The organism is Frankia sp. AgKG'84/4, from assembly GCF_023242965.2.
Classification (GTDB): Bacteria; Actinomycetota; Actinomycetes; order Frankiales; family Frankiaceae; genus Frankia.
Window position 1 is genome coordinate 1 of the sequence record NZ_JALKFU020000102.1, and the last position, 12,577, is coordinate 12,577.

Annotated in this window: 12 protein-coding genes; 6 read left to right on the top strand and 6 right to left on the bottom strand. The window is 74.9% G+C overall.

The genetic code is table 11. The annotated features are described in order from the left end of the window. The 3 genes from MXD58_RS09355 to MXD58_RS09365 all read left to right on the top strand — a co-directional run. Window positions 1–744, top strand: a 744-nt coding sequence (locus MXD58_RS09355) for a hypothetical protein (RefSeq protein ID WP_250609202.1), incomplete at its 5' end; no start/stop codon positions are given. An 806-nt stretch (window positions 745–1,550) separates the two neighbouring features. Further along, window positions 1,551–2,612, top strand: coding sequence for an MBL fold metallo-hydrolase (locus tag MXD58_RS09360; RefSeq protein ID WP_248837301.1), 1,062 nt, complete (start codon window positions 1,551–1,553; stop codon window positions 2,610–2,612). A 134-nt stretch (window positions 2,613–2,746) separates the two neighbouring features. Then, window positions 2,747–3,328 carry a TerD family protein gene (locus MXD58_RS09365; protein WP_248837252.1) on the top strand — a complete coding sequence of 194 codons (582 nt, stop codon included), beginning with the start codon at window positions 2,747–2,749 and terminating at the stop codon, window positions 3,326–3,328. A 33-nt stretch (window positions 3,329–3,361) separates the two neighbouring features. On the opposite strand, the gene MXD58_RS09370 is transcribed toward MXD58_RS09365, so the two are convergent. Next, window positions 3,362–3,679 carry a type II toxin-antitoxin system RelE family toxin gene (locus tag MXD58_RS09370; RefSeq protein WP_248837253.1) on the bottom strand — a complete coding sequence of 106 codons (318 nt, stop codon included), beginning with the start codon at window positions 3,677–3,679 and terminating at the stop codon, window positions 3,362–3,364. A gap of 364 nt (window positions 3,680–4,043) precedes the next feature. Then, a complete protein-coding gene (locus MXD58_RS09375) occupies window positions 4,044–4,718 on the bottom strand; it encodes an HAD family hydrolase (RefSeq protein ID WP_248837254.1) in 675 nt (224 codons plus the stop codon). 134 nt (window positions 4,719–4,852) lie between these two features. On the opposite strand from MXD58_RS09375, the gene MXD58_RS09380 reads away from it, so the two are divergent. After that, window positions 4,853–5,275 carry a CoA-binding protein gene (locus MXD58_RS09380; protein WP_248837302.1) on the top strand — a complete coding sequence of 141 codons (423 nt, stop codon included), beginning with the start codon at window positions 4,853–4,855 and terminating at the stop codon, window positions 5,273–5,275. Between the two features lie 13 nt (window positions 5,276–5,288). Here MXD58_RS09380 and MXD58_RS09385 read toward each other — a convergent pair whose 3' ends face one another. Together MXD58_RS09385 and MXD58_RS09390 are read right to left on the bottom strand one after the other, a co-directional pair. Then, entirely contained in the window at window positions 5,289–7,082 is a 1,794-nt protein-coding gene (locus tag MXD58_RS09385; protein WP_248837255.1) for a hypothetical protein, read from the bottom strand. A 17-nt stretch (window positions 7,083–7,099) separates the two neighbouring features. Then, the gene (locus tag MXD58_RS09390; protein ID WP_248837256.1) at window positions 7,100–8,506 is read right to left on the bottom strand and encodes a glycosyltransferase family 2 protein; all 1,407 of its coding nucleotides are present in this window, start codon (window positions 8,504–8,506) and stop codon (window positions 7,100–7,102) included. 381 nt (window positions 8,507–8,887) lie between these two features. Between MXD58_RS09390 and MXD58_RS09395 the strand changes: the two genes are divergently transcribed. Then, entirely contained in the window at window positions 8,888–9,292 is a 405-nt protein-coding gene (locus tag MXD58_RS09395; protein ID WP_248837257.1) for a DUF5999 family protein, read from the top strand. Between the two features lie 93 nt (window positions 9,293–9,385). Next, window positions 9,386–11,041: a bifunctional phosphatase PAP2/diacylglycerol kinase family protein gene (locus MXD58_RS09400; protein WP_518477632.1), complete on the top strand. Its 1,656-nt coding sequence runs from the start codon at window positions 9,386–9,388 to the stop codon at window positions 11,039–11,041. Here MXD58_RS09400 and MXD58_RS09405 read toward each other — a convergent pair. After that, window positions 11,010–11,849 carry a hypothetical protein gene (locus tag MXD58_RS09405; RefSeq protein ID WP_248837258.1) on the bottom strand — a complete coding sequence of 280 codons (840 nt, stop codon included), beginning with the start codon at window positions 11,847–11,849 and terminating at the stop codon, window positions 11,010–11,012. The genes MXD58_RS09400 and MXD58_RS09405 overlap by 32 nt on opposite strands. Beyond that, window positions 11,846–12,046: a hypothetical protein gene (locus MXD58_RS09410; protein ID WP_250609203.1), complete on the bottom strand. Its 201-nt coding sequence runs from the start codon at window positions 12,044–12,046 to the stop codon at window positions 11,846–11,848. The genes MXD58_RS09405 and MXD58_RS09410 overlap by 4 nt, the downstream gene beginning before the upstream one ends. Window positions 12,047–12,577 lie beyond the last annotated feature (531 nt).

The window sequence follows — 12,577 nt, forward strand, 5'->3', positions numbered from 1 at the left end:
CCGTCGCTGTCGCCGTCGCTGTCGCCGAGTGCGGGCACCCGCGCCGGTGCGGACGCCACCGGGGTGCCGGTGGCGCCGCGGCCCAGTGGGCCGGTGCTTGGGCTGAGCGCCACCTCCGTCGATCTGGGCACGGTCGACTCGACCTGGCGGCTCGACCTGCGCGGCGAGGGCACGGTGGCCGTCGACGTCGTCATCGGAGCCACTCCCGCCTGGCTCGCCGTCGTGCCGAAGCAGCGGCGGGTCGCGCCGGGCGCGGACGTCCCGCTGGTGATCACACTGGATCGCGGCACCGCGCCGGCGGGCCCGGTCGACGTGACGGTGCCGGTCGGGGCGGAAAACGGGGTCGGCGGCGCCGACGTGCGGATCACCGCGAGCGTGGACGGCTCACCACGGATCGCCGCGGTGACGAACGTGCCGGAGGCCGTGGTGCGCGCGGGTTGCCCGCCGTCGCCGAGCCCCGCTGCCGGCGCCGACGCGGACGCTTCCCGCTCGACGGTGACGGTCACCGCCGAGGACGGCACCGGCATCTTCGCAGTGCAGCTGATCGCCACCCTGCCCGACGGGCAGACGCGGAACGCGGTGATGACCCTCGGCCCGCAGTCGGGCGACCGCTCGACCTGGACCGCCCCGCTCGCCGCGACGCGGGACACCGGGACGATCACCTTCACCGCCACCGTCACCGATCTGAACAACCGACGTGCGCAGGCATCGGGATCGCTGGCCGTGCTGCCCTGCCCGGCCTAGCCGGCGTCCCGCCACCTGCCCAGGCCCCGCGCGGCCGATCATCGCGACGGAACCGATCGGCCAACCGGGCCACCGCCGCAAGACCGCCGCGCACATGATGGTGCCGCCCGGCTCGGGGGGTGCCGGGCGGCTTCTTCCATCTTCTCAGCTCCATGCCCGATCGCCAAGCTTCCGGCCGGTGTCCTCACCTGGTCCTGTCCGTACGTGGAGAGAAATCCCTGGTCGGGCGTTGGCCCGCGCGATCCACTCTGGCCACGTACCGGACAGTGTCCGGCTGCCCGCCGGGGATGGCCGCGGTGGGCCTGCGGTCGCGATCCATGGCCGGGCCGCGCCGCGGGATGCAGTGCGCCCGCATCCCCGTCCGGCCCACGGGTGGGGTACGCCGGCGCCCGGACTCGCGCCATCCGCCCGGGTTCGCAGTGCCCTCCTCGAGGGTGGGTGGACGGTGACGAGCGCCCGTGCGCAGAGCCCGGACGATCCGTCACCGAGCCGGGCGGGCGGGCGGACAGGCGGCCGCGTGGCGTGGCGCTCCCCGGTCGCCCGCCCACCGGCCGCGGATGCGGGGAGCCCTGTCCAGCGGGGATCTCCGTCACCTCATCCGCGCCGCGTGGCGGCGGCGGTGACCCCCGGTCGGCCGCGGGCGGACCCGTGCGCACGGTGTGTCTCCGCCCACCCGGCCGTTCTCGCATGCCGATCACCGTGCGCACGGTGGGTACGCTCACCTCGGATTCGGCGCGTGGTGGGTGCGTCGTCGCGCGGCCCCCGCCGCCGAGACCCGAACCCGCTGGAGGGACGCGACCTTGACCATGTCCGACCTCGGGCGACGCGTGTCGCCGCCCGCGCAGCGCCGCGCCGGACCGTCGCCCACCCGGCCCGCCGCCCGTACGGTCCCGGCCCTGGAGCAGGTCCGGCCCGGGCTGTGGAGCCTGCCCGTCCCGCTGCCCGTCGCCCGCCCCGCCTACACGATCGTCCATGTCCTCGAGTCGCCCGCCGGGCCCTATCTGATCGACGCCGGCTGGGATGACGACGGGACCTTCGAGGCGCTCTGCGCCGGCCTGGTCGCGATCGGCACGTCGGTCGCCGAGGTGCGGGGCGTCATCGTCACCCACGCGCATCCCGACCACCACGGGCTGGCGGGTCGGGTCCGGGCGGCCTCCGGTGCCTGGATGTCCCTGCATCCCCTCGATGCGGCGCTGCTCGACCGGATGGAGCAGGGCTCCGCCGACCGCCTCGCGGCGACGCTGGCCCGCGCCGGCGTGCCCGCCGACGTCACCGAGGCGCTGCCCGGCGCTGGCCAGCTGGCCCTGCGCGATCTGGCCCGCCCGGACGTCCTGCTCGAGGACGGCGCGCGCCCCGACGTCCCCGGCTGGGACCTGCGCGCGCTGTGGACCCCCGGGCACTCGCCCGGACATCTCTGCTTCTGGGAGCCCGTGAACCGGCTGCTGCTCTCCGGCGACCACGTCCTGCCCGTGACCGCGGTCGGCACCCCGCCGCCGAGCGAGGACAACCCCGACCCGCTCGGCGACCATCTGCGGTCGCTGGCCCGGCTGCGCGAGCTCGACGTCGCCGAGGTGCTGCCGGCGCACGAGCACCGCTTCACCGCCCTGGAGCACCGCCTCGCCGATCTTGACGCGCTGCATGGCGGCCGGCTCGCCGAGCTGGTCGCCGGCCTGCGCGCCGGCGCCAGCACGCCCTGGGAGCTGGCCGCGTGGGTGAGCTGGCGCCGCCCGCTGTGCAAGCTCACCGGCGTCGCGCTGCGGACCGCGGTGTTCGACACGCTCGCCTACCTCGCGAGCCTGGGCGCGACCGGCGTGGCCCAGGTCGACGCCGGCCGGCCCGACCGCTGGCGGCTCGCCGACCCTCGCTGACGGGCTCGCCGCCCAGCCGGGCCAGGTTTTCCGCCCGGCTGGGCGCCGCCGGGCGCCGAGCCCTGATCGTCCGAGGACGTCCGGACCGCGAAGGTGTGAGTGGCCTGTCACGTCATCGGTACTAGGGTGGTGCCATGACGTCGGTGTCGCTGTCCAAAGGCGGGAATGTCTCGCTGAGCAAGGTCGCCCCCAACCTCACGGTCGTGACGGTGGGGCTGGGTTGGAAGGTCCGTCAGACCAGCGGGGCTGACTACGACCTCGATGCGAGCGCGATCGTCGTGAACGAGGCCGGTCGGGTGCTCTCCGACGGCTACTTCATCTTCTTCAACAACCTGGTCAGCCCGGATGGCGCGGTCCAGCACCAGGGCGACAACCTGGTCGGCGGCGGTGGCGGCGACGACGAGCAGGTCACGGTCGACCTGCGCGCGCTGACCTCGCAGGCCGCGAAGGTCGTCTTCACGGTCTCGATCTACGACGCCGACACCCGGCGGCAGACCTTCGGCCAGGTCCGCGACGCGTTCATCCGCATCGCCGACGCGGCCACCGGCGCCGAGGTGGCCCGCTACGACCTGACCGAGGACGCGTCCACCGAAACCGCGATGATCTTCGGTGAACTGTACCGCTACGGCGGTGAGTGGAAGTTCCGCGCCGTCGGCCAGGGCTACTCCACCGGCCTGCGCGGCATCGCCCTCGACTTCGGCGTCAACGTCTCCTGACGCCCGGCCGGGCTCGTCGCCGGTCCGTCGCCGTCAGATGCGGCGCCAGCCGGCGGCGGTGCCGGAGCGGTTGGCCGCGGGCAGGACGCGGGTGCGCGCACCGCGCGGTCCGATGACCATGACCCGCACGGTGCTGGTGTTGGCGTCCACGCGGTAGAGGACCCGCCAGGTCCGCGTCGTCGCCTCGAACATGCCGACCTGCTCGCCGGGAATCGGGGTGCCGGCCTTGCGGGGGTCCTCGCGCAGCTTCCCGTCCAGGAAGCTGCGCACCTCGCTGCGGGTCAGCTCGGCCAGCTTGGCCAGATCCCGCTCGGCCGACGCCGACAGGGTGACCTCGTGCTTGTCGCTCACCGCCGGCTGCCCGCGGCTCGTGACGGCCTCGCCCCCGGCCCGCGATGCCCGGCCTGGGCGAGGACGACGTCCAGGTTGTCCACGTGAAGATCCTATGCCTCCCGTCGCCCCGGCGACGGCCCTTCGCCCCACACCCGGGCGCCCGAGGCCGCGCCGGCGGCGGCAGCTCAACGCGGTCCGTTTTGTCGAGAGGGGTCGTGGGAGAACGCCTCCCTGACTCCTCGACAAGGGTTGGCGGCCGATTTATCCCTGTCGAAGCGACAGGAAGCCCCGTTGCCACGCACCGCCGCCGAGACCTCGGCGACCGGCTGGCGGCGGCGCGCGGGCGCCTGGTGCCTGGGCGCCTGGTGCCTGGGCGCGGGGATCAGGCGGGGTGGTGGGCCGCGGCGGCGGCGTGGACGACGGCGGGGGTGAGCTCGGCGGTCGAGACGATGGTGACCGCGGCCAGACGCAGGGCCTCGGCGTCCGGGGGGAAGTGGCGGTTCGGGACGGCGATGACGGCCATGCCGGCGGCCGCGGCGGCGCGCAGCCCGTTGCTGGAGTCCTCGACGGCGACGCAGCCGGCGGCGGGCACGCCGAGGCGCCGGGCCGCCTCGAGGTAGACGTCCGGCGCCGGTTTGCCCCGGGCGACCTCCTCCGACGACACGACCTCGACGAAGTGGTCCGTGAGCCCGGCGTGCGCGAGCACCAGCTCGATGAGCGCCCGCGGCGACGAACTGGCGACGCCCAGGGGAGCCAGCGACACCAGCGCGCGCACGGCGTCGGCGGCGCCGGGCAGCAGCGGCGCGGCCGAGCCGTACCGCTCGGCGATGGCGCCCCCGATGTCGGCGGCGATGTCCTGCGCGGTGCCGGGCACGCCGAGGCTCGCCAGGTAGCCGGACCATTCGGCGGTGCTCATGCCCATCATCCGGCGGGTGCTGTCCGCCTCCCAGCGCCCGCCCCGCTCGTGGACGTAGGCCCGGCGCACCTCGTCCCACACCTGCTCGGAATCGACCAGGACACCATCGAGATCGAACACCACGGCCGCGACGTCGTCCATGTTGCCTCCAGGACCGGCCCGCCGCGCTGGTCGGGCATCCGCCCCGAGACGATACCGACCGCCGGCAGGCGATCAGCCCCGCCGATCGGGCGGTGGCCGGATGACGCCGGCCGTCGCCGCTGTTGACCTGGGGCATGCGCTACGGAGCCGACGCCACCATCCGCCACCTGCTGGCCGACACCGAGACCTGGGCGGTCGTCGGGCTGTCCGCGAACACGGGGCGGACCGCGTACTCGATCGCGGACTACCTGCGCCGCAACGGCAAGCGGGTCGTACCGGTCCACCCGTCGGCGCCGACGATCGCGGGGGAGCGGGGCTACGCCAGCCTCAGTGACATCCCGTTCCCGGTGGACGTCGTGGACGTGTTCGTCCGCTCCGAGCTGGCGGGGCCGGTGGTCGACGAGGCGGTGAAGATCGGGGCTGGAAGCGTGTGGCTGCAGCTCGGTGTTCGCGACGAGGCGGCCGCGGCGCGTGCCGAGGAGGCGGGCCTGGCCGTCGTGATGGACACCTGCCCGGCGATGGAGGCACCCCGGCTCGGCCTGTCCTGGTCACGTTGACGGGCAGGTGCCCTCAGCGGCGGTGCCGGCGGCGTCCGGCCGGCGGACCCGGCGTCGTGTCGCCCGGTGACGGCACGGTGGGCGGGTTTGGCCGGGCCGAGAGGTCTTCCAGAGCCGATGCGCCGGGCGGCGCAGCCGTGGCGGGCGCGGTCCGGTCCGGGTCAGGGCGGGCGGCCTCGGAGCGGGTGGCCTCAGAGCGGGTGGCCGGCGGGAGGCTGGGAGCCCACAGGGAGTCGGCGATGACCTCGTCCGGCTCGCGGCGGGATCGGCGGACCAGGACGAGCCGGCGGGTCGCGAGGGCGGCGGCCGGGGGGAAGAGCACGAGCACCGGCAGCAGGTACCGGTAGTCGAAGCAGACGGTCGCCGCGGGCACCACGAGCATCGTCAGGCCGGCCGCCGCGAGCAGCGCGATGTCGGCGCGCAGCCGCCGGTGTTCGACGGTCTGGTCACGCCAGCGGCGCCGGGCGGGCGCGCCGCGCACCCCGAGCCGCGGGGCGCGCCGCCGCGCCGGGACCACGATCGCGATCAGCGCCAGGGCGAGCAGCCCGGCGAGGACAGGGCCGGGGGTGAACCCGTAGCGCTGGTAGCCGCGCAGGTGGCCGGCGGCCGGTTCCTCGGTGACCCGGGTGGCGCCGTCGCCGTGGAACGCGAGCAGCGGCTCGCTGTTGTGCAGGTAGCGCGGCTCGTGGCCGGTGGGGAAGCGCCAGGTCGCGTCGGGCCAGTCGCGCTGCCCGATCGGGCGCCCGGGCCGGAGGTAGTGGACGATCTCGGCGCCGACCATCCGCGCGTAGTCGCCGAACTGGTGGCGGATCACCTGCTTGGTGAAGTCGCGCAGCAGGGCGTCCTGCTCGTCGGCGGAGCCGGGCAGCCGCCAGTGTGGGCTGTTGCCGTTCCAGACGTAGTAGCTGGGATCGGGCCGTTCGGCGACGGGATGCGGCGAGCACAGCACGAGCTGCGCCGGGCTCAGGTGCAGCCGGTCGCAGTCGGCGATCGGCGCCACCCGGCCGTAGGTCCACACGGCATCGCCGCCGGTCAGCGCGAACTTTCCGTGGGCGTCGTGAAACCAGCTTGCGTAGGCTGCCAGCGGCACGGTGACGGCGACGGCGAAGGTGGCCAGGCGCAGCCGGCCGACGCGGCGCAGCAGCAGGTAGCCGAGGACGAGCACGGCCACGGGGATGCCGATCGTGCGGACCAGGCCGGCGGCGGCCAGCAGCAGCCCGGCGAGCCCGCACGCCCACACCGACGGCCGGCCTGACCAGGTCAGCGTCATGATCGCGCCGACGAGGAGGACGGCGAACAACGTCTCGGCCATCACGTAGTGCTCGAGGACGAGCTCGTAGGCGTCGAGCAGGACGGGAGCGGCGGCGAGCGCGGCGATCGGCGCCGCCACCCGGCGGTGCACCAGCAGCATGTACAGGGCGACACCGAGGGCCAGCCCGGCGGCGTGCTGGACGACGGTGACCCACCAGAGGCTGTCGGTCCACGACAGCAGGCGCAGGAACGCCGGATAGCCGGCCGGGCGCATCGGGTCGGGGGCGTGCAGCGGCGCCAGGCGTAGATAGGCGTACGAGTCGCCGCTGAACTCGAAGGCGGGTCGGTAGGCGTAGGCGGTGAGGGCACGCAGGCACAGCCCCGCGACGGCGAGGACGGCGAACGGCAGGTGCCGCAGGACGCGCCGACGCGCGCCGGCCACCGGCGGGTCCGTTCCACCCGCCCCGCTCGCCCCGCTGAGCAGGACCGGGGCGTCCGCGCCCGGACCGGGCGGCGCAGCGGTCGCGAGGTCGGGGTACACGCCCTGGTCGGCCATCCCGGGTGCGTCGTCCGTCAGAACCCGACGGCCTCGGCCGGCTGGTCCGCGTCCTCAGGATGGCCCCCGACCCGCGACAGGCCGCCGGAACGGTCCCGCGGGTTCCCGTTGGGACGCCCACTGACCCGCTGGTGCTCGCCGCTGGGACCGGCGCTCAGCAGGCGCAGGAAGAACGAGCCGAACGCGGTCTGGGCGCCGAGCACCATCAGGGTCATCGCGAGCAGCGCGGGGCGCATCTCGTTGAGCACCCCCATGTCGTTGGCCAGCCAGCGGATGAGCACGACGGTGTCGACGACGAACCCGACGGCGAACAGGCCGCCACCAAGAAGCAGCCCGCGTTCGAGGGTGAACAGCTTGTGCACCAGCGGTAGCGGCCAGCGCCGGCGTTCGGCCCAGCCGACGGCGTGGTTGTGCACGTCGGCGCAGACACCGAGGAGCACCAGCTGCCAGCCCAGCAGCGCGAGCAGCGCGAACAGGACCGAGAAGTGCAGGTCCAGGCGGTGGAACCCGACGTCGAGGGCGCCGGGCAGCAGCACCGCCTGGCCGAGCAGGCCGAGCCCGAGCAGAACGAGGCCGGGCAGGACGAACAGGTGCCGCGGCGCGAGCATCAGCATGAACCGCAGGTGCCGCCAGCCGTCCCGCAGCGAGTGCAGCTTCGAGTCGCCGACCCGGGGATGGTAGGTGATCGGCACCTCCTCGATCCGCAGTCCGGCCCGCCCGGCGGCGATGACCAGCTCGCTGGCCAGTTCCATCCCCTCGCAGCGCAGCCGCATCCGCAGGTACGCCTCGCGGCTGAAGGCCCGCATCCCGGAGTGGGCATCGGAGGAACGGACGTCGAACAGGCGGTTGAGGATGCCGGTGAGCACCGGGTTGCCGACGTAGCGGTGCAGCCAGGGCATCGCCCCGGGCATGATCTCCCCGGCGAAGCGCGAGCCGAGCACGTAGTCCGCCCGCCCGGCGCGCAGCGGCGCGAGCAGCGCGGACAGGTCGGAGAAGTCGTAGGTGTCGTCGGCGTCGCCCATCACGATGAGCCGGCCGCGGGCGGCGGCGAAACCGGCCCGGTAGGCGTTGCCGTAACCGCGTCGTGCCTCGGGCACGACCCGGGCGCCGGCCGCGGCGGCGACCCCGGCCGAGCCGTCCGTCGATCCGTTGTCGACGACGACGACCTCGCCGACGGCGCCCGCCATCGCCAGCCCGTCGAGGGCCTTGCGGACGCACACGCCGACGGAGTCCTCCTCGTTGAGGCACGGCATGACGACCGAGACCTCGACGACCCGGGCCATGTCGACCGGCCGGGCAGGGTCGACCGGCCGGGCAGGGTCGACCGGCCGGGCAGGGTCGACGGCCGCGACCTGCTCGACCCCCGCGCGCCTGCCCTGGGCTCCCGCGGCGGCGCCGGTACCGATGCCCGTGGCACCCTCCATCGTCGTACCCCCTCCATGGCCGGGTGGGTCCGCGACCGTCGCTGGCGGCCGTCCGCACCGGTGCCCGGCCAGCCGGCGGCCTCGCCGATGCTGATCTAGGTATGTGAACGCGGTGGGACCGACGCGAGCCATTCTGGCGGCCGCCGCCACGGATCGCTCGGCCGCAGGTTCGTAACCTACAGAGCTGCTCATACCGTCCCGGTACCGGTGCCTCGTTGTGGACAGTGGGTGGTCTCTCCCGTGGGCCGTCTACCTGTCGTGTTGTCCGTCCGCCCTGGTCAGGGGCGGTTGTGTCCGGTAGGGGCAACCAGCGGGACAGACACGCCAACCCCGTCGCGCGCGCCTCGCTGTGACGCTTCTTACGAGGAGGCGTAACGTCTGGTGCCCGTGCAAGGTGTTCGTGTTCCAGACGAGGCGCAGGCGCCCATGGCGCTGCGCGACGACCCGAAGCCCTCCTCCAGCGCGGCCCCGTTGCGCGGTGCCGAGCTCCCCGTCGGCGCCGCGGCCCCCCGCACGGCCGCCCCGCCGCCCCGGGGCTGCACCCATTCGCCGCCGTGCCCTGCCGCCGACGGCGCGGACCGCGATGCCGCGCGGGTCACCCGCCAGCACTGGGACCAGGGCTGGAGCCTGCTGTGCAACGGCGTGATCCTTTTCGAGGACACGGGGGAGATCCTGCCGACCGGCCGCACGGTCGAGCCGCGCCGGGTCCCGCCGCGGCCGGTGCCCGTCCCACGCCCGCCGGTGCCGCGGCGTGCCAGCGGCCAGGCTGGGCGCGTCCCGGTCTGACCGACGCGGTCGGCCCCGGGCGGGTGTGACGTCCGCCCGGGGTGATCGAAGCGCCGCCGAGGCGGGTACGGTGCCGGCGTGGTGGCGAGATCGGTGGACCCGTCAGTCAGTCGTCTGATCCGGTGGTGGCAGGCCGACCCGGGGGCGAGGGTGCCCGGCGCCGCGCCGGTCGGCCGGCGCGCGCGGCGGTTGATGCGCCGCGACCTCGAACTCGCCCGGACCTTTGCCGAGGCGTTCCTGCGGGCCGACAGCTCGCTGTTCGCCTCCCTGGCGGACGGGCGGCCGCTGCTCGACCCGGTCCTGCCGCGGCTTTCGCACGCCGCGGACCACGGCCTGTTGTGGTGGGGCGTGGCGGGGGCGCTGGGGGCGACGAAGGGGCGACGGCGCCCGGCGGCCGCGCGCGGCCTGCTCGCCCTCGGCGCGGCGAGCGTGCTCGCCAACGGCCCGGCGAAAGTGGTGTTCCGCCGGGACCGGCCGCCGACGCACGGCATTCCCGCGTTGCGGCGGCTGTCCCGGGATCTCACGACGTTCTCGTTCCCGTCCGGGCACGCCGCCTCCGCCGCCGCCTTCGCGACCGGGGTCGCGCTCGACTCGCCGGGTGCCGCCGTGCCGGTGGCCGCGCTCGCCGCGACGGTGGCGTTCTCCCGGGTGTACGTCGGGGTGCACTATCCCGGGGACGTGCTGGCGGGCGCCGCGCTCGGTGTCGGCGCCGCGCTGCTGACCACGAAGGTCATGCCGCGCCGGCCGTGGGTGCCGGCGCGAGCGAGCCCGGCGTCGGCCTGGGCGCCCGCCCTGCCCGAGGGGGAGGGCCTCACCGTCGTCGTCAACGCCCGGTCGGGCCAGGGCAACCACAGCGACCTGCTGGCCGTCCTGCGGGCCGATCTGCCCCGGGCGAAGGTCGTCGAGGTCGGGCCGGCGGACGACATGGACGCGGCCCTGGCGACCGCGGCGGACTCGTCACGGGTGCTTGGTGTCGCCGGCGGCGACGGCAGCATCAACTCCGCGGCACAGCTGGCGCTGGCTCGCGGCACGCCGCTCGCTGTCTTCCCCGCTGGCACGCTCAACCATTTCGCCGCGGACCTGGGCCTGGCCGGTGCCGGCGACTCGGTGCAGGCGATCCTGACCGGTTCGGCGGTCGCCGTGGACCTGGGCCGGGCCGACGGCATCTCGGCGGGGTTCGACCGGTTCTCCCGCGTCTTCGTGAACACGGCGAGCCTCGGCGGCTATCCGGACATGGTCGCCGTGCGGGAGCGCTTCGAGCGCCGCCTCGGCAAATGGCCGGCGATGATCATCGCGCTGTGCTGGGTGCTGCGCAACGAGCCGCCGTTCGACGTCGAGATCGACGGCGAGCGCCGACGGGTCTGGCTGATCTTCGTCGGGAACGGGGTCTACCATCCCGACGGTTTCGCGCCGACCTACCGCAGCCGCCTCGACGAGGCCAAGCTCGACCTGCGCGTCGTGGACGCGGCGGCGCCGGCGGCGCGGCTGCGTCTCGTCGGCGGCGTGCTCACCGGCCGGCTCGGGCGCAGCCGGGTCTACGAACAGCGCACCGTGGAACGCGTGCTCATCTCCTCGGCCCAGGCCGGGGCGCTGCCGTTCGCGTGCGACGGCGAGGTCACCGAGGGCGTCGAACGCATCGTGATCTCGCCGAGCGCCGCGCGTCTGATCGTCTATCGCCCGCGCCGCGACACCGGCGCCGGGGCGTCGGGGCGGTGGTTCAGCCGCCGCCGCGGTGCTGCAACGGGATGAGCGTGTGCAGCGGGCGGGTGAGCTGGGAGAACTGGTCGGGGTCGAGGAGGTCCTCGACGAGCAGTGCGCACGCCAGGTCCGCGCACAGTTCCATCACCCGGTGGTCCTCGCTGGACTCGGTGGCCAGCCGGCGGCCCCGGCAGTCCGGGCACAGCCGCCAGAAGCCCTCGGCGGCGCTGCGGCGAACCAGCGTCCATACCCGTCGCCGGCCGGTGACGACCGCACTGGCGAACGCGGCGTCCATCGCCTGCTGGTGCGCGCCGTCGTCCCTGGTCAGCGCGCTGACCAGCAGGCCGTCGAAGACCTCGAGGCTGTCGGGGTCGTGGCAGCGCCCGGCGAGGACCGGCAGGGCGGCCAGCACCCGCTTGACGTCCGCGGCGGCCGGGCCGAGGTCCGGCTCGTGTGAGCGGGCCCGCGGGTAGACGGCGCGCCACGGGCGCATCAGCGCGGCGTACTCGGCGCGGCCCAGGATCGGCCGGGAGTAGGACGCGGCGACGGCGTCGCGCATCGCCCGCAGCGCGGTGGCCGCGACCGACGGCTCGACGGTGACGTAGTCCGCGCCGGCGAGGTCGTCCGCGTAGATCGCGCTGAGCGCGTCGAACGCGGCGAGCACCTCGACGATCAGCGGCGAGTCGGGGGAGAGCGCCTTGTCGCGGGCGGCGGCGAGGTAGCCGGAGTTGCGCCAGGCGCCGGCGAGCGCGCCGAGTTCGGTGTCCGAGGTGTGCACGAGCTGAGCCAGGATGCCGAGGATGCCGCGCAGGTTGGGATGTTCCTCCAGCCGCTCGATGCGGCGAGCCCGAAGGATCATGCCGCCCGCCCGTGCTCGGCCGGCGCCCGGTGGGACGCGGGTGGTGCCACGGTCACCGCGAACTCTCCGGTCCTCGGCGCGGATGGTGCCATCGCGGGTGTGGGGGTCGTCGTGACACCGTGCACCTCATCCTCCTCGACCATCGCGGCCTCCTCGACCATCGCGGCCTCCTCGACCATCGCGGCCTCCTCGACCATCGCGGCCTGCGCCGGGCGGCCGTCGTCCGAATCCGTGCGGGCGAGCCGGCGCGATGTCCCCGCCGGCCGGGCCCGCGTGCCCGGATGATCATGAACCGTCGCTCTCCGACACCGTAGCGGCGTCGGGCGGCGTACTGGGGCCAGGGCGTCGGCACCGGGTCCGCGCTGCTGTCCTCCGCGTCGCGGATAGCCCGATGTCACCCACGTGAGACTAGTGTTCGCGGCCGCGATGTGGAACTCGTTGTGCCATTAGGCGGGGCATGAGGGTGCCGGCACGAGAGTGCCCCCGCGGGGGCAGGACGCTTCGGCCTGGCGGATTCGGGCCTTTTGCCGCGTCTCCCGAGCCCGCGAGTGGTCACACAGCGCGACGAGGGTGTCGGCCCGTGCCCGTGCGCCGCCGCGCCGCCGCCGTGGTTGCCAGCTCGAATCAGTCGGGCCCGGGATGGCCTGGGATCAGCGCTGGTAGCGGACCCGGATGCGGCGCTGCGCCCACACCGCGGCGGCCACCTCGGCGAGCGCGGGGGTCCGCCC

Bases quoted from the DNA above. Each gene is read 5' to 3' on its own strand.
- MXD58_RS09375 (WP_248837254.1), bottom strand. From the start codon at position 4,718: ATGGACGACGTCGCGGCCGTGGTGTTCGATCTCGATGGTGTCCTGGTC.
- MXD58_RS09405 (WP_248837258.1), bottom strand. From the start codon at position 11,849: ATGATCCTTCGGGCTCGCCGCATCGAGCGGCTGGAGGAACATCCCAAC.
- MXD58_RS09365 (WP_248837252.1), top strand. From the start codon at position 2,747: ATGACGTCGGTGTCGCTGTCCAAAGGCGGGAATGTCTCGCTGAGCAAG.
- MXD58_RS09360 (WP_248837301.1), top strand. From the start codon at position 1,551: ATGTCCGACCTCGGGCGACGCGTGTCGCCGCCCGCGCAGCGCCGCGCC.
- MXD58_RS09390 (WP_248837256.1), bottom strand. From the start codon at position 8,506: ATGGAGGGTGCCACGGGCATCGGTACCGGCGCCGCCGCGGGAGCCCAG.
- MXD58_RS09380 (WP_248837302.1), top strand. From the start codon at position 4,853: ATGCGCTACGGAGCCGACGCCACCATCCGCCACCTGCTGGCCGACACC.
- MXD58_RS09385 (WP_248837255.1), bottom strand. From the start codon at position 7,082: ATGGCCGACCAGGGCGTGTACCCCGACCTCGCGACCGCTGCGCCGCCC.
- MXD58_RS09410 (WP_250609203.1), bottom strand. From the start codon at position 12,046: ATGGTCGAGGAGGCCGCGATGGTCGAGGAGGCCGCGATGGTCGAGGAG.